Here is a 22,887-nt window from a genome sequence, read left to right as displayed (position 1 = left end):
GAGCGCGCGTCGGGACGGGCGCGACGCGCGTGACGCACGGGGTGCGCAGGGCGAGCAGGGCGTCAGGGGTCCGGGGGATGTCATGTACCGCCTCCAGTGGGGGGAGAGGTGGGGCTGATGTCGATGACGCGCGCCATACTGCCCGCACACACAGTCGTTAGTAAAGGTTCCTGACAGTTCTGGCGCGTTGTTACAGCAACAGGACCTGAGCAATGGCGAGTTGTGACCTGTCCCCGATGCACAATCGGACTGTCGGCGCGCCGGCGCCGCCACTCGTACGGCCGATCACAGGGGGACATCATGAAGGCTGCCGCCAGCGGAGACAGCGGGCGCCCGGACCGCTGGAAGACCTACGCCCTGGGGGCGGCGACGGTCGTCGCGCTCCTCACGAGCACGGCCTGCGCGTCCGGTTCGGACCAGGCCGGGGGCGAAAGCAGGACAACGGGCGCGCCCAGCGCCACCGGCGCGTCCGGCACGGCCGCCACGCCCTCCGGTTCCCCGGACCCGTCGGGCACGGCGAGCCCCACGAACTCGTCCACGTCCGGCGGGAAGGCCTCGGCGCGCCCCGGCGGCGGCAAGAGCGGCGCGAACGGCGGCGGCGACGGTTCCGGCACGCCCCTGTGCGGCATGGCCGACCTGTCCTTCTCCGCGACGAACTACGACGCGAAGGGCGAACCGGTACGGCACATCCTCCTCATCGTCACCAACGTCAGCGGCAGGAAGTGCGACATCCAGGGCGCGCCCGACGTCACCCTCGGCAACGCCAAGGGCCCGGCCCCCGTCAAGCGCGGCACCGATCCCGGCGAGCCGATCACCCTCGCCCCGCGCGCCGAGGCGTACGCCGGACTGCTCGCGACCGGCGGCAAGATGGACACGTACGACGTGCGCTCCATGACGCTCGGCCTCGGCAGCCCCGGCGGGGAGACCGAGCCGGAGAAGCCCGTCGCCGTGCCGATGCCCGTGGCGTCCTTCCAGGCGGACGACGGGCAGCGCGTCACCTACTGGGCGGGCACCGAGGGCCTCGCGATGCGGCCCGTGACCTCGTCCTGACGCGGCGGCCGCCGCCGCACCGGGCGGTCAGCCGAGGAGCCCGAGCCGTGGCCCGCCCCCGTCGCGCAGGCGCCGGAAGAAGCCCAGGACCCCCGCCGAACCCCCGGCCCACCCGGCGGCGGGCCGGGCGAGCCCGGGGTCCGGGAACACGGGGCGGGCCCATGTCCCGCCGCTGCGGCCGAGGATGAGCACGGCGACGTCCATGGCCGCCGCCCGGAACTCCTCGGCCCCGGCCCCCGCCCCGGACGCCTCGGCCACGTCCAGCATCAGCTCGCCCGCCCCGGCCAGCCCGCAGCATTGGGTGACCAGCGGCATCCGGGGCGCCAAGGCCGCGCAGGCGCGCGCCGCCCGCTGGGCGAGAGCGAGGTGCGCGGGCTCGTCGAGGACCTGGGCGGCCCGCACGAGCACGCTCCCGATCCCCGCGAGCCCCCGGCACCAGGAGCCGTAGCGACGGGTCGCCCCCGGCGCGGCCGACGCCGCGATGAGCCCGGGTGTCACGGAGGCCAGCCGCGCGGCGGCCCGCTCGGCGCGCAGGACCGCCTCGGGATCCGCGGTCGCGGCACCGTAGGCGAGGAGGAAGGCCACGACCCCCGCCTCCCCGTGCGCCACGCCCTCGCGCAGTGCCGCGCTCCCCGCCGTGTCCGCGCCGGCCGGGGTGAGCCGGGCGGCGCCCGAGGCCAGCAGCCGCGCGCAGGCGGTGGCGACGGCGAGGTGCCGGTCCGCCGCCTCCGGACGGCCGGACCGCAGCGCGTGCCGCAGGAGCAGCAGCCGGCCGAGCCCGGTCCCGGCGGCGCCCGCGATCAGATCCGCCTCGGGGGGCCCGCCGTCGGGGGCGGGACCGGGCAGGAGGCCCGCGTCGCCGCTCGCCGCCGCGTGCCCCTGCTCCTGACTGTGCCCGTGCGCCTCCGTGAGGAAGAGCTCGACTCCGGTGCGACCGGTGTAGAACGCGGGCGTCAGCTTCCGGTCCTGCTCGGCCGTCCAGCGCGCCAGCGCGTCGACGGCGGGGCGGACCCGCGGCCGGTGCGCGTGCCGGAGGAGTTCGAGCCCGAGGCCCGCGCTGCCGCCGTACACGTCGATGGGGGTGGGTACGTGGAGGAGCGCGGCCCGGGCGGGATCCACGATCGCGTGGGCCTCCGCGACGCAGTACGCGGTGGTGTGGTCGATGATCTCCTCGACCAGGTCGCCGTCGAGGCGCGGGAGACCGACACGGGGGAGACCGCTACGCGGAAGGCCGACTGGGGCCGGCCGGGCCCCGCCCCGGTCCCCGGCCCCGTATCCGCCGTCGCTCCCCGCCCGCAGGAGCTCGGCGGCTCCGGCCCGTACGGCGGGATCGAAGCTCAGCAGCCCGGCGACGACGTCTCGGAAGGCCGCGTGCGCGGGCTCGGGCAGGGCCAGGGCGAGGGAGGCGAGGGTCCGGTCCCGGTTGACGCGGTGGGAGGCGTCCACGATGACGGGGTCGAGCCCGGTGGCGGCGAAGAAGAGGGTCGCGCCGAGGGCGTAGTGGTCATCGGCGGGGGCGGCCGGGCCGGTCGCGAGCAGGACCGGTTCGCTGTAGCCGGGGGTCGAGCCGCCGGGTCCCGAGCCGTCGCGTTCGCTGATGCCGAAGTCGATCAGGTGGCAGCGGGCGGCGCCGGAGCCGTCGAGCACGATGTTGTCGGGCTTGAGGTCGCGGACGACGACGCCGCGGGCGTGGACGGCGTCCAGGACGCGCAGGAGCCGGGAGGCGAGGACGGAGAGGGCGCGCCCGGGGCGCGGGCCGTCGTCGCGGTAGGGCCCCTCGCCCAGCACGTCCCGGCGCAGATCGCGGTCGCCGCAGTCGCTCGTCACCAGGTACTCGTCGGGGCCGTGGGCGAAGTAGTCGAGCGCGCGCGGCACGCCGGTGACGCCGTCGAGCGCGGCGAGGACGGCGCGTTCGTTGCGCAGCCGGTGCCGGGTGTCCGTACCGGAGGCGTCCTCGCCCACGTACCCCCGTGCCTGCTTGACGATGACCGGCTGGACGAGGGTGAGGTCGAACGCGCGGTAGACGTTGCCGCGCGGGGAACGCGCGATGCCGCCGGTGACCTTGTAGCGTCCGCCGCCGAACCCGGACGCGGGGGAGCCGGCGCGCCCGGTCGTCGCCGAGAAGGGGTCCTCGGCCCAGGGCGGGCAGCGGTAGCGGCCGACCGCCAGTCCGTCGAAGAGCTGCCCGTCCGGCCCGGTCATGACCGATTCGAGCCGCCCGCTCCGGCCGGTGCGGTAGGAGCCGGTGAAAGGGCCGTAACGGTAGTAGACGGGGGCCCGGGGATCGACGCGCCGGTCGCTGACGACCCTCGGCCCCTCCCGGTCGCGCAGGACGGCGGCGAGCTCGCGGGCGAGCGCGACCACGGTGCCGGGCGCGGGGTAGACGGTGATCGCCTTGCCGACGGTGCCGGGGTTCACGGCACCGGAGTTGAGGTGGCGCAGCGTCTCCGGATCGCGGGCGAACTTGGCGTGGCACACGTGCCGGGCCAGCACCGGGAGGACGAGCGCGACCACGGCGTCGAGGTCGCCGGGGCGCGCGGAGACATGGAGTTTCCAGCCGTGTTCCATCGCCGGCATCCGTGGATCGCTCAGGTACGACCACGTGTCATCGGCCCCACCGATGCGGCCGGAGATGGAACCGGCCACCGTTACGAGTTCAGATCACAGGCGAAGCGGGTGGTGGCGGTCACCCAGGGGTCGGCGAGACACGCGGTGTGCTCGCGGTCGCTGCGGTCGTCGTCCTCGAACGGGATCATCTCGTCGTCGATCTCCAGCGGTCCCGCGTCGCGGAACCCGTCGACTTCGAGAAGCTCCTGCACGGCTACGGGCATGGGACGCCTCCATCGTGATGTCGTGCGCTGACGAACAGGAAACGGCCGGCACGGGACCGGATGGGCCCGTGTGGCCGGGACTCGCTGGACCAAGGTAAGGAGGGGTGAACCCGCTGACAAGGGGGCGGGTGAAGGACCGTTTCACCGGCCCGGACCTGCGAACGAGACCTTCTGCGGCGCCCCCGGAACACCCAGCGAACCCCGCGCCTGCAAACCGGACCCGCTGCTTCATCCGGGCTCGCCGGGGCCGCCGCCCGGCGTGGGGGGAACAGGGTGGGGACCTTTGAACGACACCGGCGATGCCGTACGGACGGTCCGAGAGTTCGGGTCGACACGCCGGCCACATCGCCCTCCTCGCCCCGTACGCGGAGCTTTGCGTCCGCACCGACGCGCACGAACGTCCCGCGCGGCACGCCCGCCATGGCCCCACTTGCTCCAAGTGCTTAGGCAGGCATGAGTCATCGGCCTCTCGCGGGTGTCGGACCGGCACGTCACGCTGGGGACATGAGCGGACAATCACGCAACTTCAGAATTCTCGCGACGCTGGCGCTGGCCGTCCTGGCCGCCGCCCTGTGGGCCGCCTGGCTCGGCTGGGACCAGCAGCGCGACGAGCTGCCCGACGGGTCGACGAGCGGCCCGTACGAGCCCTGGCAGGTGATCGGGCTGGTCCTGACCCTGCTCGTCCCGGTCTGTGCGGCCGCGTCCCGCCGCCTCGTCGTAGAGGCGGCCGTGGGGACGACCGCCGGGCTGACGATCGCCGCCTTCTACGACTGGTCCGACGACGACACCGGCCTCTATATGGTCGGAGTGGTGATGGTGATGCTGGGCAGCCTCGCCGCGACCGGCGGAGTCGCCGCCCTCGTCGCCACGCTGACACGGAGCGGCCGGAGCGGCGGTGGCGCCACGAGGAGCGGGGCGTGACGGAAGCCCGCGGGAAGGGAGCGGAATGAGCGAAGGTGAAGGAGCAGGCGGAGAAGGCGGAGCAGGCGGAGAAGGCGGAGTAGGCGGAGTAGGCGGAAGCGGCCACGAGGAGGGCATCGGCCTCACCACCCCCGACGCGGCGGAGAACGTACGCGCCCCGGTCGGCACCGCCTCCGTCGTCGCCCTGGCGCGGAAGCTGATCAGGTGCGCGAGCCGGGGCGGGATCGACCCGTACGGCCCGGTCCTCGGCGTCCTGGAGGAGTGGCTGACCGCCCGCGCGCTCCCGCACCGGCGCCTGCACGACCCGGCGGGCGGCGTGGTGGGCCTGCTGGTGGAGGTCCGGGGCGGCCGGCCGGGGCCTTGGTGGACGCTGGACGCCTGCGTGGACACCGCCCCGTTCGGCGACGAGGGCGCCTGGTCGTTCGCGCCGACGTCCGGCGAGGTCGTGGACGGCCGGCTGCGCGGCCGGGGCGCCGCGGACTCCAAACTGGCCGCCGCGATGTTCTGCCACATCGCCGCCGAACTGGCACCGCTCGCCGCCGACCTCGCGGGCGGCCTCGCCGTACTCCTGGACGTGGACGAGCACACCGGCGCCTTCGGAGGCGCCCGCGCCTACCTCGCCGATCCGCACGCCGTCCGCCCGGCCGGCGTGATGATCGGCTACCCCGGCCCGGACGAGCTCGTGGTCGGCGGCCGGGGCCTGTGGCGGGCCGTCGTCACCGTCCACGGCGCCGCCGGGCACTCCGGCTCCCGGCGGGCCGTCACCGGAGCCGTGACCCGGGGCGCTCACCTCGTACGCCTGCTGGAATCCGCCGAACTGCCGACGACGGCCACGGCGCCACCGGCCTTCCCGCTGCCGCCGAAACTGTCGGTCACGGCCTTCCACGGCGGCGAGGGCTTCTCCGTCACCCCCGACCGTGTCGACATCAACATCGACGTCCGCACCACCCCGGCCTTCGGCGCGGCCGACGCCGAGTCCCTCGTACGGGAGGCCGTCGCCGTCCTCGACGCCGAGCAGCCCGCCCCGGCGCCCACGGCCGTCACACCGGTCGCGGTCTGGCCCCCGTTCCGCCTCGCCGAGGACGCCCAACCCGCCGCCGCCCTCCTGGAGGCCGCCGCGGCGGAGGGACTGGCACTCCGGGCGAAGACCGCGGGACCGTCGAACATCGGCAATCTCCTCGCCGGCGAGGGCATCCCCGCCACCGCGGGCTTCGGCGTCCCGTACGAAGGACTCCACGGCATCGACGAGAGTGCCGACCTCGCGGAGCTGCCACGGGTCCACGCCGTCTACCGCCGGGCGGTCCGCCGGCTCCTCGGAGCCCCCTGCGTACGATGATCGCCTCCGGCCCGGCGGGCCCACGAGAGGACGAAGGAACGATGAAGCTGAGCGCGGGCGGACGGGTGCGGCTGGCCGCAGACCTGGTCTTCGACGGATCGCTGACCCCGGTGCGGCGACCGGGCGGGGCGGATCGGGCGGATCAGGCGGTCCTGGCCGACGAACCGGCTCCCGGTTGCGCCTCCCTGGCCCTCCCGGCAGGCCTCGAAGGCACCGTCGAGAGCGTGACCGTCCACGAGAAGCGGCCGAGCCACGAGGTGACGGAGTACCTGCGTCTGAAGTCGCTCCTCGACTCCTACGGCGAGCAGATGCCGACGGCCAGCAGAACGCGCCTGGAGGAGCAGACCGCGGAGCTGGAACCGGAGTGGGCCGCGTACGAGCGCCGTACCCTCCGCGTCACGGTCCGCGTCCGCCTCGACAACGGCTTCGTCGTGGACGACGCGCCCGAGGACTACTTCGTCTCCCAGCAGGTCGCGCGCGCTTGAGACCGTCGCCGGGCTTCTGCGGCAGGCGTGGCCCCTGTGCGCCGAACACGGCCTGGGCATGCACGCGCGTGAGAGAGAAGGGCCGCTCTCCTGGTGGTGCTCCGGGGGCGGTCAGAGGGTGGGCCGGGCCACGTCCGCGCGGCTGTCGGCGCGCTCGACAGCGTCTGAGGGCCGTGACGTGCCGGGGGCCGGGTGCGTCGCGATCCGCCCGAACGTGGGCCCGGCCCTGCCTCAGGCCTTGCGCGCGTGGAGGGTGTGCGCGCCGAGCGCGAGCGGCGTGTGGCCCACGAGGGTGAGGCCGCACTCCGCGAAGAGGCGCCCGTAGTGCTCGGCCGTCCGTTCGCGTCCGCCCGTGTTGCACATCATGTGGAGGTCCCACGCCGTGGCGAGCGAGGGGCTGCCGTCGCCCGGCAGCAGGCGCTCGACGACGAGGAGGTCGGCGTCGTCGGGCATCGCCGCGGCACAGGAGCGCAGGATGCTCCGGCAGCGGTCGTCGTCCCAGTCGTGCAGGACGCGTGAGAGCACGTACACGTCACCGCCGGCCGGGACGTCCGCGAAGTCGCCCGCGTGGTACGCGCAGCGCGCCCCCGCCTCGGTGCCGGACAGATGGGCGCGGGCCGCCGCGAGGACCTGGGGCCGTTCGAGGAGGGCGCCGCGCAGCGCGGGGTGAGCGGTGAGGATCCGGCCCAGGAGCTCGCCCGTACCGCCCGCGATGTCGACGACGGTACGGGCGCCCTCGGCGGAGGCGGCACCGAGCACCGGATGGGAGGGGAGCGCGTCGAAGATCGGGGCGCTCGACACCATCGACTGGTCGAAGAGCGCGGCCAGTTCGGGATCGGCGGAGAAGTGGTCGAAGTGGTTCTCGCCGAAGAAGTGGTCGAACGCGGGCAGCCCGCTGCGCACGGTGTGCGTGAGGTGGGCGAACGACTGGTAGAACGGCCCGCCGTACATCAGGGCCAGCGGCCGCATCGAGCCCGGGGCCTCCGCCGAGAGCAGGGAGCCGACCGAGGTGAGACGGAAGCCGTCCGGGCCCTCGGTGACCACGCCCAGCATCGCGAGATACCGCAGCAGCGTGGCCAGGCTCTCCGGATGCGCGTCGACGGCACGGGCCAGCTCCCGGACGCCGGCCCCGGTGTCCCGGCTCATGGCCTCCGGCAGCCGCAGCCGGGCGCAGGCCGCGAGGGCCTGCGTCGTCCAGGCGCCGGTCAGCAGCCGCAGCAGCGATTCCGCCGCCTGCGGATCGCCGTAGCGGCGCCCGGACGGCCCCGTGCGGGGCGCGCCGAGATGCTCGGCGAGTACGTCGCGGTGGTCGCCCCGCGCGTACAACTCGACGCGCCCGTAGGGTGACTTGGTGTCGACGGGTGCGGTGAAGTAGAAGACGGTGCCGTCCTCGTGCGGGTTGTAGCCGCCGCCGTCGGCGCCCGCGCCGTGCCGCTCGAACCCCGACAGCAGCCCGCGGAGCACCAGCGGATCGGGGTCCGTGACGTCGAAGGCGAGGTGCGCCTCGCGGTCCAGGCGCCGCTCGTCGTCGGCGATCGCCCGCAGCCCTGACCCGGGCGGCACGGTCAGCGCGAACACCTCGACCGCCCGCCGCTGCCCCGAAGGCCCGAGGACCGTCGGCCGGAGAATGCGTACGTCGAGGGCGGCGGCGTCGCGGTGGTGGCGTGCGGCGAGACGCTCACGGACGACGACGCTGGGCCGCGCGGGCACCTCGGAGGACAGCCCGCACGCGGTCAACTGGGCGCGGAGCTCTTCGGCATGAGCCGGGAAGACGAGCACGGCGGCGTGCGCGAAGCGGCAGCGGTCCGTGAACGCCCGGAGCTCGGGCCCGTCGAGCCCGGGGAGCACGCGCGAGAGCAGGGCGGAGGTGTCCTGCTCGCGTACGAACTCGGCGGTGGTGCGCAGCCGTTCGGTGTCGGAGCCGAGGCTGCGGGTCAACGTGGACGCGGGCATGGTGAGGGGATGGTCGGAGTGCATCGCCTGTCCGTGGAGGAGGGGAGAGGATGAAGGAGAGAGGGCGGAGAACGACGAGAACGGAGAGAGAGGGGAGAAACGGAGTCGAGAGGTCGCCGGCGGCTGGGCGCTCAGACGCCCACGTAGTTCTCGGCGAACCAGTCCTGCGTCGTCGGCGAATCGCGCAGCGCCGCCAGCCGGGAGCCCCGCATCCGCTCCTCGAAGGGCGAGGCGCCCTCGGCGCCCGGTACCGCGTGCAGGAGGCCGATCATCCAGTGCGAGAACTCCTGCGCGCGCCAGATGTGGGTGAGGCACTGGTCCGAGTAGTGGTCGAGGGGTGCGGTGTCCCCGTGGGCGAGGGCGGCGGTCAGGGCGTGGGCCAGGAGCTCGGCCTCCAGGACGGCGAGGTTGGCGCCCTTGGCGGCGGACGGGCTGATCAGCGCCGCCGCGTCGCCCGCGAGCAACAGCCTGCCGTGGCGCAGCGGTTCGAGGACGTCGGACCGGAGACCGACGACGGTGCGCTGGACGATCGGGCCGCGGGCCAAGGGGCCGTAGTCGACGGCCCGCATCCGGGTGTCGAGCTCGTCCCAGACGCGGGTGTCGCTCCAGGCCTCGGGCTGGGTGCCGGGCGCGCACTGCAGGTAGTAGCGGGTGATCTCGGCGGAGCGGGCCATGTGCCCGGCGAAGCCGTGCGGGTGTACGGCGTAGCCCACGGCGTCCAGGCTCGGCGGCGCCTCGGCGAGCAGACCGAGCCACGAGACGCCGTGGTCGCGGCGGTGGTGGCGGACGGCTCCGGGCCGGAGCGAGCGCCGTCCCGCGCCGTGCTGCCCGTCGCAGGCGGCGACGTACCGGGCCTGCCAGCGTCCAGGGCGCCCGTCGGGGTCCCGTACGGTCACCGAGGGGGCCGGGCCGTCGGCGTCGTGCACGGCGAGCGCCTCGGTGTCGAAGCGGATCCGGCCACCGGCGACGAGGAAGTGGCCGAGGAGGTCGGCGACGAGCTCGTGCTGGGGGTAGACGGTGTGCGGCTCCTTGGCCCCGAGCCGGCCGTAGTCGAGGCGGAACCGCCCGTCCGGGGTGCGGAACTCGCAGACGCTGTGCTCCTGTCCGTGCCGCCGCAGCCCTTCGTCCAGCCCGTTGCGGGCGAGGACCCGCACGGTGTGCGCGGCGAGGAAGCCCGCTCGCTGCCGGTGGCGGATGTCGTCGCGGCCGGAGCGTTCGAGGATGGCGCAGTCGATGCCCGCGCGGAGCAGGAGATTACCCAGGACGAGTCCGGCGGGCCCGGCTCCGAGAATCACCACATCGGCCGATTCGGCGGCGGGCGTGGCGTATTGACTGTCTGTCACAGCGACGGATCTTAGGCACGCGGACGTATCAAGATCGTCTTGATTCACCTGAATGTACCAATGAATGAGAAAAGGATTCCTCCGGGAATCGTTCCGGTCGAACACGATCGAAACTCAATGCGATGCCGATGCCGATGCCGATGCCGATGTCGATGCCGACGCCGACGCCGACGCTGACGAAGGGAAGACCGCATGACCGCGACCACCAGCGAACCGCCCGCGACGATCGAGGAGGTCATCGCCAGGATGCGGGAGATAGACGCCGAGCTCGACCCCGCCGACGGCGTCCGCTGCTTCAACCACGTGTATCTGAAGGTCACCGAGCTGGTGTCGAAGAACATCACCGAGGGCACCTTCGTCGACGGCCCGTTCCTGGAGCGCCTGGACGTCGTCTTCGCCGGGCTCTACCTCCGCAACGTCGACGCGGCCCGGGAGAGGCGGCGCGTCGACCGGGCTTGGGCCCCGCTCTTCGAGGCGCGCCGCAGCCGCTCGATCTGGCCCGTCCAGTTCGCCTTGGCCGGCATGAACGCGCACATCAACCACGACTTGGCCGTCGCCGTCGTCGAAACCTGCGCCGAGCGCCGCACCACTCCCGAGACGCCACCGGTCCACGAGGACTACGAGAAGGTGAACGACCTGCTCGCCTCCGTCGAGGCGGAGGTGCGCGCCGACTTCGAGACCGAGATCGTGAGGATCGCCACCCGTGACGCCGAACTCCTCAAGCACGCCGTCAGCAGCTTCTCCATCGAGGCCGCCCGCGAAGCCGCCTGGGACACGGCACGCTCCCTGTGGAACGACCGGAGGTTCAGCCCCGAGCTCTACCGGGCCCACGCGTCGGTGATCGGCGGCATCGTCGGCGCGTTCGGCAGAGGCATCCTGCTCCCGGTCATCCCGCCACCGGGCGCCTGAACCCCGGCTCCCTCCCTCGGTCTGCCCAGCACCCCGGCCTCCCCAGGAGCTGGGGCGGGGGGCGAGGGGGCGGGATGACCCATCACGACGATCACGACCGGGGAGCGTGTGGAGACAGGGGCGGGGCGACGGCTTCTCGACCACGCCCCGCCCCCTCTGCGCGCCTCAGCCGGACTGAGGGGCAGGCCACTCTCGGCAGCCCTGTCCGGCGTCGATCCGGAGGATGTGCGCGAGACCAGCCGGTGCTCCGTCACGCTGTATGGTCTGCCGGATTCCGGTCCGGATTCGCAGTTCGGGTGCGGACAGGAATATGCCGAACAGCCCGGGCGAGAACGCTCCGGTGATGTCGCGCAGGTCTTGCTCAGGAGCAGACGGGCCGGGGTGGGCCGTGTCCTTCTGCTCTCCAGGGGGTTCTGTGCCGAGTCGGCTCAGCAGCGTGGGCGCCGTCTCCGTGAGCAACGAGAGGAGATCATCGGCCGGACGGTCTCCCGGAAAGCCCTCCAAGGGCCGCTGGAACGAAACGCAGTGCAGGTATCCCGGTTCGCCGCACCCTTGGACCCGCCACTTGTCAAGCTGGGCCGCCAGCCAGTAGAAGCCCTGCCGCGGGCGGTCCCAGGTCAGGCTGACGCCGGGCGCTCGGTACTGGTCCCGGGTCGCGGCCGAGACCAGGGCGTCGTACAGGATCAGCGGGAGGTCCGAGCCGCGGCGGAACGCCCCGCCGAGCAGGTCGCACAGCTCTGCGGCTGCCTGGTCCAGGGCGGCCGGGGCGTGGACCGGGTCGCCCTGCGGGGGCGGTACTGCCAGCGCGGCTCCACCGAGCAGAGCCCGGCGGGAGGGAAGAGGAACAGCTGAGGGGGGCATAAGGCCCGCCAGGGAGTAGCTGCCGGGAGGGTGGTCGCTCGACGTCACGTCGGAGGGATCCAGGGGCTGGAGCATCGATCAGACCACCACTATCTGGAAATTCGTGATCGGGGGGGTGCCGTTGGGCGCCACGGCTACGTCGTAGGTACCTGGGGCGGTGGGAGTTCCGCTGATGAGACCATCGGGGTCGAGGGTGAGCCCGGGTGGCAGGTTGATTCCTAGCAGAACGGGATCGAAGTAGGTGCCGGCTGTCCCCGGAGGGACAGTGAGGACTGCACCATTGAAATCCAGGTTGGTGATCATGTCGCCGTAATCCTGCACGGTGACGTGAACGGTTTCTTCGGTGCGCGGCACTACTTGCATGAAGGGAATCCCGGCCATGGCCAGGAGTTGGCCGGGGTTGATCACATCTCGGTATTGAACCCGGAGCCCCTCGTGGCAGGCTTGGGCGTCGATTCCCTGTCTGTCGAGCGCGGCATCGTGGAGAGTTCCTCCGATTCTTGCGATGGCGTGATAGGTGAAATCCCATCCCTGCGCGCCCTGGTTCGGATGGTACTGGGGGTCAGTCGCCCGCACGTTGGTCAGTGTCGTCTGACCGGGGTTGTCAGTAACCCAGACCGACTGGCCGTTGTACTGGAACCCGCCATAGAACATGGCAGCGTTGGCATTCAGGCCGATGTGCTGAGCCAGGAGTACAAGGAGGTTACCGAAGTCGGTGCAGATCCCTATCCCGTCGTTGAGAACGGTCAGTGGATCGGCGTTGATTCCATCGGCGGGATCGTAATTCACGCGCGCCCTGATTCCCTGGCGGAGTGCGACCGCCGCACCATCCGCACCGGTCTCACCGTGGGCCATGGTCGCGGCTTCTTGGACTGCCAGAGCCCGCGCTTGAGTGGCCGTCGGAGCGCCGAGCAGCCGGTAGATTCCATGGTTCGTGGTACCCAGTTGGTTTGCATCAGCCCACCAGCTGATCTGCTGATGTGTCGCACCCACAGAGCCGAAGCCCGGCAGATTCTGAAGCCCGTCAAGAGAGAAGGAATGGGATTCCTGGGTCGCTGAAGCAGCTATCGACCATTGGCCCAGTACCGTCGCAGTCGTAGAGTCAAAGGCGGCCAGATTGAGGGTACTGCCCGGCACGAGGCCGGATAGGCGCACCTCGGCGGTGGGCACATCGTTCATTCGGTACGCATGGCTGTCTGGAGGGGCGGTCGCGAGCCCCGGTCCGGTGACGGGAATGTCTCCGCTCAAGCGGACCTGGATCTGGGGGGACTGTGTTGCGGGGGCGGGGGCAGTTGCCATCCCTCCCATGGAAGTGGAAGCGGTAGACCGCTGTACGGCAGGCTCGCCGGGGCTGCCGGTGCCGCGTTGGAGAGCGGACGGCCCGTAGGGCGGCGTGTCGACCGACAATGCCCTGGTGGCGTTGGCTTCTGCCTCGCGTTCGTAGCGGTCCGAGGGGTCGGAGATGGAGAGTCCCGCGCCGTTGTCGGTTCCCGCGACGGGGCCTTGGCGTTGCTGGATGACGTGGGTGAGTTCGTGGGCGAGGGTGTGCTTGTCGCGTCCGCCGTCGCCGATGACGACATTGTTGCCGGATGTGTAGGCGCGGGCGCCAATCTCGGCGGCGGAGGCTTGGGCGACGCTGTCGTCGTGGATGCGGACCTCGGAGAAGTCGGCACCAAGCCGGGATTCCATCTCCTCGCGCAACGGTGTGTCGAGGGGGCGCCCGGTTCCGGCGAGGACGTCATGGACGGCGGAACGCTGCACCGCGGGCTGCTGGTGGCCGAAGCCGGCACCGTGAACGTGCTGCTCCTGCGCCTGACCGCTGCGCTGCACAGGAGGCAGAGCATAGGGATGCCCGGCTTGCCGGAGCATGTGCAGGACTGCGGCGTTCCCGGCGGTGCGCTGGAGCGCGAGGAGACCGGCAGCGTTCTGAGGCGCGGACTTGCGGGTCTGGGTGGCCGGGACCGTAGTGGATTGGTCTTTTCGGTGTTCGTGAAGCGCCAACGGAGAACCTTTCAGGAAATGATGCCATGTACACGAGATCGGCTCGCTTTCCTTCTTCGCCAGACACCATCGGGCAGGCCTAAGGGCACAGGTGTTTGCCTGAAGGGCCGAGGAGGCCGCCGCCACAATCTGGGCGTGACGTGATAGCCGGCAGGTGGTCAAGGGGGTGCTGTGGCGGCTGCGGACTGAGGCTCCGGGGGCGCCTGGCGGGCCAGGGTGCCCGCATTCGACAGGATGGTCTACCGCGACCGCAACGTGGTCGGACGACGCTTCGCACGCCTCAAGGAGTTCCGTGCGATCGCGACCAGGTTCGACAAGCTCGCCGACCGCTACCAGCCGGAGTCGTCCTGGCCTCGCTGATCCGCTGGTCGCGCGAAGCAGTCAGGTGATCATTTGTCGGGCACGGTCTAGTTCCAGCCTGCGGCATGAATGCGGGTTCGGGATGTTGAATGCGGAAGGCGCATAGGGATTTTGCTAGGGTCGCGCCATGATGGGTATGGAGGACATCCTCAGGCTCACCGTCTCCGCGCTGATGACGCGGACCGGCGAACGACAGGGCGACCTGGCCGCGGGCCTCGGGCAGTCGCAAGCGCAGGTCTCCCGCAAGCAGGCCGGCAAGTCGCACTGGTCGCTGGAGGATGTGGACCTGCTCGCCGCGCACTACGGCCTGAACCCGCTCGACCTGCTGGCCGGACCCACGCACGCGGTGGGCGTGCTGCACGGCGCGGCGCTCAGCCTGCAGGGCGGCGTGCAGTCGCTCGCCGTCTCGACCCCGCTCGCGGCCCGCCGGCCTTCCGCACCGCCCGCCGCCGAAGCCCCCGCCCTCGCCCCCGCCCCCGCGCCCGAGCAGGAGACGGCGCCGGGCCGTCCGTGCGTGCTCTGTGGCCGACCGGCCACCCTGGAACTGGACGGCTTTCCCCAGCACCTGACCGTGGAAGAGTGCGCGGCGGCCATGGCCGAGACCGCGCCCGCCCGCTCGGCCGAGACGACGATTCCGACCCCCGAGCCCGAGCCCGAGCCCGGGCCGGAGCCGGAGCCGGAGCCGGAGCCGGAGCCGGAGCCGGAGTCGAAGCCGAAGCCGAAGCCGGAAGTCCCGGAGCAAGCCCAGCCCCAGCCCGAAGCTGAGCCCCAGCCCCAACCCGGACCCCAAGCCCAGCCCCAGCCCCAAGCGGAGCCCAAGCCCCGCCCCACCCGCAACGTGCCCGGATACGCCTCCAGCACGCTCGTCGAGCGGATCGCCGACCGGGTCCAGGACGTGCTGGCCGCCTGTTCGGGCGAGGTGGAGGCGGCGCAGGTGGAGCTGATCAAGATGGCGATCCCGGACGTGATGGCGCTGATGAAGGCCTCGCGGGTGGGGGGCAGGTACGAGCATTCGGAATTTCCGCCGACCGCGGAGATTCTCCGGAAGAAGTCCCAGAAAGGCGCGGACGACATCTGGGAGGGCCGCCCGAAATGGCGCAACCCGGTGCTTTTCGCGGAGGCGAAGAAGGGCGCGGAGATCGAGGTGACCGCGCTCGACATGAACGCGGCCTATCTGTCGGCGATGAAGGCGTGGCTTCCCATCGGGCAACTCCGCGAGGAGACCGGGGGAACGTACGACCCGAAGAAGGCGGGCGTCCATCTCGTCACCCCGGCCGAATGGCTCCACGACGATCTGCCGAATCCGCTCGGCGCGCGCATGGAGCCGGGGGAGCTGTGGGTCAGTGAGTCGACGCTCCGCCTGCTCCTGGACTGCGCCCGCCAGGGCCTGGCCGACGGCCCGGTGGTTCACCGCTCTCTCGTCTCCGGGGCGTCCGAGGCGCTGCTGGAGAAGCTGCGCCGAGCCCTGGCGGAAACGCGGAAAACGGCTCTGGAGGCGGGTGACGAGTTGACCGTCGCCTATGTGAAGGCGATGTACTCTAAGTTCGTGTCGACGATCGGCGAGTCCAGTGCCAACCGTGAAATCCGGCGCCCGGACTGGATGCACATCATCCGCTCGAAGGCTTTCGCGAATCTGTGGATGAAGGCGCACAAGGCGCACAAGGCCGGACTCCAGGTCGTGGAGATCTCCGGGACGGACGAACTCCACGTCGTGGGCGACTGGCGCACGGTCTTTCCGGAGGGCCGGGAGCTGAACCAGGTCAAGGTGAAGCAGACGTACGTGCTCGGGGGTAGGCGCTGATGGCCGGTTCACCGGATCTGTGGTCCCGCTGGGGCGAGTTCCGCAGGTACGACGCGCGGGGCATGAAGGGCGGCGAGGCCCTGATCCTGGAGCTGAACAGGATCGTCTACTCCTCCGGCATCGCGTCGCCGATCACCACGAAGCGCGGGCTCACCGCCCGGCTGCGCTATCTCGACAGCGCGGCCGGCCGTGCCGCGCTGCGGGAGCAGGGCGTGTCGCCCCGGACGATCCGCTCGTGGATGCGGACGAAGGGGAAGGTGACCCCGACGGCGGCGAACCGCGAGCGCGTCGACGCCGCGTACTGGTACCGCCGGCGGGAGAACCTGATCCGCTCGGGCTGGCTCAAGCGCCACCTCGACGACGAGGGCCGAGGGCGCCGGATGGAGATCTACCCCGTCGACCAGTCCCACGTCCCCGCCGAGCGCCAGCGCCTCGGGCTCTCCCAGCGCTCGATCACCGTGCGGTACGTGTGGGGCGACCTGGTCGACGCCTGGGCGAGGCAGGATGCGGCGACCGTGGACGAGATCTGGGACGACGTCATCAGCGACCTCGACTCGGACTACAACGCGTACAGCTACGTCTCCTCGGTGGGCATCGGCGCCTGACCGTGCCCACGTCGGCCGGTCGCCGCCCGGGTGCCCGGGTGCCCGGGCGGCTGGCTCGGCAGGACCAATCGCCCCGCCCGCCCGCATCGGGCCAGGAAGCGCCCCCAGCGCCTGGCCGTACCACGCGGCGACGGGCGAAATTGGTCTAGTCCAAGTTTGGGTCAAGTCATTGACGTGCCCATGGCTGTGGGCTCGCTCGGTGCGTAACAGTCGTCCGCGACAGCCGTGCGCGACAAGGACGTTGACGCACTCCGCACCCCCCCACAGCCATTGGATCGCCATGAGAAGACGTTCGATCCGCGCGGCCCTCACCGCCGCCGTGACCGCCGTGGCCGCCCTCGGCCTCGCCTCCGTCGCCGCCGCCCCCGCCCAGGCGGCCACCCCGCTCCCCGCCAGGGTCTTCGCCCCCTACTTCGAGTCCTGGACCGGGGAGAGCCCCGCCGCCCTGAGCGCGCAGTCCGGCGCCAAGCACCTGACGATGGCGTTCCTCCAGACCGCGACCAAGGGATCCTGCACCGCCTACTGGAACGGCGACACCGGGCTCCCCATCGCCCCGTCCTCCTTCGGCACCGACATCAAGACCATGCAGTCCCGAGGCGGCGACGTCATCCCCTCCTTCGGCGGCTACACGGCCGACACCACCGGCACCGAGATCGCCGACAGCTGCACCGACGTCAACCAGATCGCCGCCGTGTACGAGAAGGTCATCACGACCTACGACATCACCCGGCTCGACATGGACATCGAGGTCGACTCCCTCGACAACACCGCCGGCATCGACCGCCGCAACAAGGCGATCAAGCTCGTCCAGGACTGGGCCGCCACCAACGGGCGCCAGATCCAGATCTCGTACACCCTGCCCACGACCACCCGCGGTCTCGCCGCGAGCGGTCTGGCGGTGCTCAAGAACGCCGTCACCAACGGCGCCCGCGTCGACGTCGTCAACCTGATGACCTTCGACTACTACGACAACGCCGCCCACGACATGGCCGCCGACACCAAGACGGCCGCCCAGGGACTCTACGACCAGCTCGCCAAGCTCTACCCCACGAAGACGGCGACCCAGCTCTGGGGCATGGTCGGCATCATCGAGATGATCGGCGTCGACGACTTCGGCCCGGCCGAGACGTTCACGCTCGCCAACGCCCGTACGGTCTACGACTGGGCGGTCGCCAAGGGCATCAACACCCTCTCCTTCTGGGCGCTCCAGCGCGACAACGGCAGCTGCCCCGGCGGTGCCGCCGCCGACGGGTGTTCCGGCATCCAGCAGAACACCTGGGACTTCTCGCACATCTTCGCGCCCTTCACCAGCGGGACGACCACCCCGACCGACGACTTCTCGGTGACCACGACCCCGGCCTCGGCCACCGTCGCCGCCGGCTCGGCCACCTCCGCCACGGTCAAGACGGCCGTCACCGCCGGTACGGCCCAGACGGTGAACCTCACGGTCAGCGGCCTGCCCGCGGGTGTCACCGCCACCCTCAGCCCCGCTTCCGTGACGGCTGGAGGGTCCTCCACCCTCACCCTGAACACCACCGCGGCCACGGTCTCGGGGACGTACCAGATCGCGGTCAACGGGGCGAGCGCCTCGGCGGGTCACGCGGCGGTCTTCTCCCTGACCGTCACCGGCGGCGCCACCCAGTGCACGGCGGCCCCGTGGGCGTCCGCCACCATCTACACCGGCGGCCAGCAGGTCTCGCACAAGGGCCACACCTGGAAGGCCAAGTGGTGGACGACCGGCGAGGAGCCGGGCACCACGGGTGAGTGGGGCGTCTGGCAGGACCTCGGCGCCTGCTGACACCCGCCACGACCGCACGACCGCACGAAGCACGACGTGCGACCGGGTCGGGGCCCGCCCGCAGGCGGGCCCCGACCCGGCGTCTAAGCTCACGTGACACGTGAACCCGTGTCCAGCACCCAGCGCCGCCGGAGACCTCGTGAAGCTGCCCGTAGTCGTCCACCGGGCCCGCCTGGGAACCGCCGAGTTCCGCGTCATCAGGCCCGCCCGGCCGCTGCCGCACGCGCTGCTCACCGACCAGGACCGGTATCTGGACCTCCGCGTCGACGAGGCCGCCGCCCGGACCGTCGCCGGACTGTGGCTGCTCGCCGCCCGTTCGCCGCGCTCGCTCGTCCACCTCCCGCTGCGCACGGCCCGGCCCGCACCCCAGGCGCCGGACGCGGAGCCCGGACTGGACCTCGTCCTCCTCCACCACTCGCTCCAGTTCGCCCCCGCCCGGTGGAAGCGCCTCCGCGCCGGCCTCGGCCCGGGCAGGCCCCAGACCGCCGACCTGCCCGAGGCCCACCGGGACGCCGACACCAAGCCGATCGACCACGCGGCCCGCCACCACCGCGAGAACCGGGACGTGTTCCAGGAGCACCTGCACGCGGAGACGCTGTTCATGACCGGCAGCGCGAAGCTCTTCCGCGAGACCGCCCGCCTCTTCCTCGACGTCGCCCACGAGGGCCCGGCGCACCCGGCCGGCCCCGCCGACCGCCACTACTGCGCCCGCCTCCACTCGGACGACGGCACGCTCGGCAACGCCCGCGAGCTGCACGTCGCATACCAGGCGCACCACGAGGCCGCCTGATCCGGCGCTACGTCACCCTGCCCTCCACCTCCGCCCCGGCCCCACCCCGCACCACGGACGAAGGCACCGGAGGAGGCACCGAAGAAGACACCGAAGCCGACACCGAAGGCACCTGCGCCCGCAGCCTGTCCGCAGGGTAGAACTGCCGGGCCCAGTGGCGGAACGGGCCGATCGGCCCGTCGCCGCGGGCCAGCCGGGGAGGCGACACGTACCGCTTCGTCGCCCACACCGGGAAGTCCTGGGACACGAACGCGCAGTTGCCCCGGAACATCACCCCCGCCAGCAGCCGGTGCGCCGCGCCGCTCACCAGGCGGGCCAGCGGCGCCGGGAGGGCGGCCGGCTCGGCCACCTCGAAGCGGCTGGTCTGCCGGAGCTGGAAGGCGGCGGGCGCGATCATCGTGGTCGTGTACACAGCGCAGGTGCGCACTCCGAAGCGGGGGAGGGCGGTGCACACGTGCACCCGGCTGATGCCGTTCCCCTCCAGCGTCACCTCCAGCGGACTCGCGCCCAGCAGCGGCACCCGCTCCTCGGAGCGCACCGAGATCCGGAAGGACCGCCCGTCGAAGACCGCGGGCTCGGCGACCTCGGACTCGCCCCAGCCGTGCAGGGGAGTGAAGTGGCCGATGTCCACGGTGTTCTCGACCACGTCCTGGCTGTGCCCCGCCATCTCCCACGCGGCGAGCCGGGGCGCCCGCGTCCCGAGCGTGTGCCAGGGCGTCAGCTCCCAGTCCGGCGCCCGCCCGTCGTGGTGCCGCCACACGAACACGGCGCCGTCGACCTCGCGCACCGGCAGCAGGGTCAGGTCCGAGGACGGCGGCGGGGGCGTCCCGTACCCCGTCCGCGTACACGCGCCGTCCGGGCCGAAGGCGAAGCGGTGGAAGGGGCACAGCAGCTCGTCGCCCTCCAGCGCGCCGAGCCCCAGATGGGCGCCCAGGTGCGGGCAGTACGGGCGGACCGCCCGCACCTCGCCGTCGCGGAGCCGGTAAAGGACCACGTCCTCGCCCTGGAGCGGCCGGGTCAGCAGGGCCCCCGGCACCACCTCCGCGGAGAAGGCCACCGAGAACCAGCCGTCGGGGTACGGCAGCACCGGCCCGTGCGCGTCGGCCGGGCTCGGGCCCTCCGTGAGCGCCCGGGTGTGGCCGCGCCTCACAGCTCGACCAGCACCTTGCCGAAGGACGCCGCGCGGTCGGTGTACAGGCTGCGGTAGGCGGCGGGGATGGAGTCGAAGCCGCGGTGCACGGTCTGCTGGTAGCGGATCTCGCCCGCGCGGACCAGCGGCCCGAGCTCGGCGTGCAGCGCCGCCCAGTTGTCGTCGGTGAACCACTCCAGTGCGAAGATCCCGCGGATCGTCGTGCGCGGGAACATGATGTACGGCAGCAGCCGAGGCCCGCTCCACTCGCCGCCGACCTGGCTGGACCACTGCCAGCACACGGCCACCTGGCTGTCCACGGCCAGCATGGAGAAGACGGTGTCGGTCATGACCCCGCCCAGGTTGTCGAAGTAGCGGTCGACGCCGTTCGGAGCGGCCTTGGCCAGGTCCTCGCGCAGCTCCGCCGCGTCCCCGCCGTGCCGGAAGACGACGACGTCGTCGAAGCCGAGCGCCGTCAGCCGCGCCGCCTTCTCGGGCGAGCCGGTCGTGCCGACCACCCGCGCGCCCGCCCGCTTCGCGAGCTGCCCGACCAGGGTGCCGATCGCTCCGGACGCGCCGCTGATCAGCACCGTGTCACCGGGCCGGACGGTCAGGAAGGTGTTGAGGGTGCCCCACGCGGTCATGCCGGCGCCGCCGAGGATGCCGAGCGCCGTGCTCAGCGGCAGCGCCTCGTCGTAGTGGGCCGGGTCCAGCTTCCGGTACGCCGGGAAGACCATGGGGAACGTGCCGGTCTGCCACAGCGCCTCGGCGCCGTTGCTGACCAGATGGGTGCGCCAGCCGCCGAAGCCCTGGACGAGGTCGCCGACGCCGAACATCGCGCGCGGCCCGGCCGCCAGCACCTCCATGATCGAGTCGGCGCCCATGTGGTCGCCCACCGGGGTGTCCAGGGCGATGCCCTGGAGGTACGGGTCGACGGAGACGTACCGCGTGCGCAGCAGCATCTCGTCGTCGGCCAGCTCGGTGTCGAGCTCCTCCACCACCTTGACGTACATCCGGTCCACGTCCGGCACGCCGTCGTTGTGCTCGCTGACGATCCACTTCTCGGTCTTCACGGGGTCGCTCCTGCGGGTTCGATGATCTGGACGGGGAGAGGGGCGCCGGGGTCGACGGACGCGGTGAACGGCCGCCCGTCGTCGCGGCAGACGAAGTGCATGACGTGGCGTCCCGAGGCAGCGGCCCGGATCAGGCCGCCGGTGGTGGCCCAGACGCCGGACAGGTAGAAGTCGGCGAGCCCGGGCAGCCCCGGGCCGTGCCGCTTGACCTCCTGCTCCACGGTCTCGCCGCCGGCCACGAACGGCTGCCAGCCGAGCACCGTGCCGTCGTAGTTGCCGGTGTAGCGGACCTGGGTGAGCGGGGTCGACACGTCCCGGACCACGATCGCGTCCCGCAGCCCGGGATGCCGCTCGTCGAGGAAGTCGACGAGCGTGTCCCGCACCCGCCGCTTGGCCCGCTGGTACTCCCGCCCGCGCCCGACCGGCAGCGTGTGCAGCTCCTCGCCCCGGCGCGACCGGGTGGACTGCTCGGGGCCCGTGCTCAGCTCCCGCCAGGGCGCGATGTCGCAGAAGTAGGTGGCGTACACGACGGAGGTGCCGGCCGGCGACAGCTCGGGGTAGTGGCGGCTGCGGAACTGCACGTTGACGCTGGGGTGCCGGATCCCGGTGAGCCGCTCCGCGACCTCGTCCTCCAGGAGGTACGTGGTGCAGGGCTCGCCGTCCGGGAAGGGGCGGCGCAGGCCCAGGAAGACCGTGAGGTAGCCGGGGAAGACCATGCCGGGCTCCGCGATGGTCCGGGTGTACAGCTCCCGGTACGTGTCGGTGAGGTAGCGGCCCTTCAGCAGTTCCAGGAGGGTGGTCCGCCCGTCGCAGGCGGAGACCACGATGTCGGCCCGCAGCTCCGTCCCGTCGCTGAGCAGGACCCCGGCCGCCCGGTCGCCCTCCACCAGGATCTCCACGACCCTGGCGTTGTACGTGACCTCGCCGCCGAGCCCCCGGTAGCGCTCCTCGACCGAGCGGGCCAGGCCCAGCGAGCCGCCCTCGGGCACCCCCGCCGAGGCGTCGGCGTGCGCGGCGAGCTGGAAGTAGAACGGCAGCACGGGGAAGTTGGGATGCTTCTCGTACAGGATGAAGTTGAACGCCTCGCGCAGCAGCGGGTCCCGGAAGCGCTGCGAGTAGTCCCGCATCAGCGTCCCGATGGAGCGCCGGATCACGTTGAAGTACGGGACGAAGGAGGCCAGCATCCGCCAGCGCTCCCTCCGGCCCATGAGCCCGACCGGGGTGAGGAACGGATAGCGGGCCAGCGCCTTGCGGAAGGTGCGCAGCCCGGCGCAGAAGTCGCGGATCACCCGGGCGTCGCCGGGGGAGAGGCTCAGCAGGTGCGCTTCGAGACGGTCCGGGTCGGAGTAGAAGTGCACCGCCCGCCCGTCCCGGCCGCGCACGGTGTTGAACACGTCGAAGTTGCGCATCCGCTTGCCCTGGAGGGCGCCGAGCTCCAGCCAGATCTGGTGCATCTCGTTGCCCGGCCCGCTGCCGAGCAGCCAGCTCACGCAGCAGTCGAGGGTGAAGTCGCCCCGGTCCCAGGCGGTGCAGGAGCCGCCCGGGATCTCGTGCATCTCCAGCACCCGGCTGCGGTAGCCGTTCATCTGCGCGTAGCAGCCGGTGGAGAGCCCGCCGAGCCCTCCGCCGATGATCAGCATG

19 protein-coding genes and 1 pseudogene are annotated in these 22,887 nt (G+C 72.1%); 11 read left to right on the top strand and 9 right to left on the bottom strand.

Annotated elements, in window-relative coordinates; all coding sequences use genetic code 11:
* Positions 1-300: 300 nt before the first annotated feature.
* Entirely contained in the window at positions 301-1,050 is a 750-nt protein-coding gene (locus tag ACZ6J5_RS29960; RefSeq protein WP_469396678.1) for a DUF4232 domain-containing protein, read from the top strand.
* A gap of 27 nt (positions 1,051-1,077) precedes the next feature.
* Here ACZ6J5_RS29960 and lanL read toward each other — a convergent pair whose 3' ends face one another.
* Both lanL and ACZ6J5_RS29950 read right to left on the bottom strand, forming a co-directional pair.
* Positions 1,078-3,618: a class IV lanthionine synthetase LanL gene (gene lanL, locus ACZ6J5_RS29955; RefSeq protein WP_469396676.1), complete on the bottom strand. Its 2,541-nt coding sequence runs from the start codon at positions 3,616-3,618 to the stop codon at positions 1,078-1,080.
* 80 nt (positions 3,619-3,698) lie between these two features.
* Positions 3,699-3,881: an SflA family class IV lanthipeptide gene (locus tag ACZ6J5_RS29950; protein ID WP_469396675.1), complete on the bottom strand. Its 183-nt coding sequence runs from the start codon at positions 3,879-3,881 to the stop codon at positions 3,699-3,701.
* Positions 3,882-4,385: 504 nt separating this feature from the next.
* On the opposite strand from ACZ6J5_RS29950, the gene ACZ6J5_RS29945 reads away from it, so the two are divergent.
* From ACZ6J5_RS29945 to ACZ6J5_RS29935, 3 genes are read left to right on the top strand one after another with little or no spacing between them, the layout of a single operon-like run.
* A complete protein-coding gene (locus tag ACZ6J5_RS29945; RefSeq protein WP_469396674.1) occupies positions 4,386-4,802 on the top strand; it encodes a hypothetical protein in 417 nt (138 codons plus the stop codon).
* A gap of 25 nt (positions 4,803-4,827) precedes the next feature.
* A complete protein-coding gene (locus ACZ6J5_RS29940) occupies positions 4,828-6,138 on the top strand; it encodes a M20 family metallopeptidase (RefSeq protein WP_469396672.1) in 1,311 nt (436 codons plus the stop codon).
* A 41-nt stretch (positions 6,139-6,179) separates the two neighbouring features.
* Positions 6,180-6,623 (top strand): hypothetical protein, encoded by a 444-nt coding sequence (locus tag ACZ6J5_RS29935; protein ID WP_469396670.1) that lies wholly within the window; start codon positions 6,180-6,182, stop codon positions 6,621-6,623.
* A 231-nt stretch (positions 6,624-6,854) separates the two neighbouring features.
* On the opposite strand, the gene ACZ6J5_RS29930 is transcribed toward ACZ6J5_RS29935, so the two are convergent.
* Both ACZ6J5_RS29930 and ACZ6J5_RS29925 read right to left on the bottom strand, forming a co-directional pair.
* Positions 6,855-8,600: a methyltransferase gene (locus ACZ6J5_RS29930; RefSeq protein WP_469396668.1), complete on the bottom strand. Its 1,746-nt coding sequence runs from the start codon at positions 8,598-8,600 to the stop codon at positions 6,855-6,857.
* A gap of 107 nt (positions 8,601-8,707) precedes the next feature.
* Positions 8,708-9,919: a 4-hydroxybenzoate 3-monooxygenase gene (locus tag ACZ6J5_RS29925; RefSeq protein WP_469396666.1), complete on the bottom strand. Its 1,212-nt coding sequence runs from the start codon at positions 9,917-9,919 to the stop codon at positions 8,708-8,710.
* A 64-nt stretch (positions 9,920-9,983) separates the two neighbouring features.
* On the opposite strand from ACZ6J5_RS29925, the gene ACZ6J5_RS29920 reads away from it, so the two are divergent.
* A complete protein-coding gene (locus ACZ6J5_RS29920; RefSeq protein WP_469396664.1) occupies positions 9,984-10,115 on the top strand; it encodes a hypothetical protein in 132 nt (43 codons plus the stop codon).
* On the top strand, positions 10,112-10,828 hold the full coding sequence (locus tag ACZ6J5_RS29915) for a DUF5995 family protein (protein WP_469396662.1): 717 nt from the start codon (positions 10,112-10,114) through the stop codon (positions 10,826-10,828). Before ACZ6J5_RS29920 ends, ACZ6J5_RS29915 begins: the two co-directional genes overlap by 4 nt.
* 165 nt (positions 10,829-10,993) lie before the next feature.
* Here the strand turns inward: ACZ6J5_RS29915 and ACZ6J5_RS29910 are convergent, their stop codons facing one another.
* Complete coding sequence (locus ACZ6J5_RS29910; protein ID WP_469396661.1) at positions 10,994-11,764, bottom strand: hypothetical protein; 771 nt, start codon at positions 11,762-11,764, stop codon at positions 10,994-10,996.
* Between the two features lie 3 nt (positions 11,765-11,767).
* On the bottom strand, positions 11,768-13,519 hold the full coding sequence (locus ACZ6J5_RS29905; RefSeq protein WP_469396660.1) for an eCIS core domain-containing protein: 1,752 nt from the start codon (positions 13,517-13,519) through the stop codon (positions 11,768-11,770).
* A gap of 396 nt (positions 13,520-13,915) precedes the next feature.
* Here ACZ6J5_RS29905 and ACZ6J5_RS29900 point away from each other — a divergent pair.
* From ACZ6J5_RS29900 to ACZ6J5_RS29880, 5 genes and pseudogenes are all read left to right on the top strand, one after another.
* Positions 13,916-14,079: pseudogene (locus ACZ6J5_RS29900) on the top strand (IS5/IS1182 family transposase); the annotation flags it as partial.
* A gap of 107 nt (positions 14,080-14,186) precedes the next feature.
* Positions 14,187-15,851, top strand: a complete 1,665-nt coding sequence (locus tag ACZ6J5_RS29895) for a helix-turn-helix domain-containing protein (protein ID WP_469396659.1) — start codon at positions 14,187-14,189, stop codon at positions 15,849-15,851.
* A complete protein-coding gene (locus ACZ6J5_RS29890; RefSeq protein WP_469396657.1) occupies positions 15,851-16,456 on the top strand; it encodes a hypothetical protein in 606 nt (201 codons plus the stop codon). The genes ACZ6J5_RS29895 and ACZ6J5_RS29890 overlap by 1 nt, the downstream gene beginning before the upstream one ends.
* 280 nt (positions 16,457-16,736) lie before the next feature.
* On the top strand, positions 16,737-18,254 hold the full coding sequence (locus ACZ6J5_RS29885; protein WP_469396655.1) for a chitinase: 1,518 nt from the start codon (positions 16,737-16,739) through the stop codon (positions 18,252-18,254).
* A gap of 139 nt (positions 18,255-18,393) precedes the next feature.
* Positions 18,394-19,044 (top strand): hypothetical protein, encoded by a 651-nt coding sequence (locus ACZ6J5_RS29880; protein ID WP_469396653.1) that lies wholly within the window; start codon positions 18,394-18,396, stop codon positions 19,042-19,044.
* A gap of 7 nt (positions 19,045-19,051) precedes the next feature.
* On the opposite strand, the gene ACZ6J5_RS29875 is transcribed toward ACZ6J5_RS29880, so the two are convergent.
* From ACZ6J5_RS29875 to ACZ6J5_RS29865, 3 genes are read right to left on the bottom strand one after another with little or no spacing between them, the layout of a single operon-like run.
* Positions 19,052-20,194 carry a Rieske 2Fe-2S domain-containing protein gene (locus ACZ6J5_RS29875; protein WP_469396651.1) on the bottom strand — a complete coding sequence of 381 codons (1,143 nt, stop codon included), beginning with the start codon at positions 20,192-20,194 and terminating at the stop codon, positions 19,052-19,054.
* The gene (locus ACZ6J5_RS29870) at positions 20,191-21,246 is read right to left on the bottom strand and encodes an MDR family NADP-dependent oxidoreductase (RefSeq protein WP_469396650.1); all 1,056 of its coding nucleotides are present in this window, start codon (positions 21,244-21,246) and stop codon (positions 20,191-20,193) included. Before ACZ6J5_RS29870 ends, ACZ6J5_RS29875 begins: the two co-directional genes overlap by 4 nt.
* The gene (locus ACZ6J5_RS29865) at positions 21,243-22,886 is read right to left on the bottom strand and encodes a phytoene desaturase family protein (RefSeq protein WP_469396691.1); all 1,644 of its coding nucleotides are present in this window, start codon (positions 22,884-22,886) and stop codon (positions 21,243-21,245) included. Before ACZ6J5_RS29865 ends, ACZ6J5_RS29870 begins: the two co-directional genes overlap by 4 nt.
* Position 22,887 lies beyond the last annotated feature (1 nt).

The organism is Streptomyces sp. NPDC042100 (assembly GCF_055582325.1).
The sequence above is the reverse complement of the archived record's forward strand: the minus strand, read 5'-3'. Positions and strand labels throughout refer to the sequence as shown.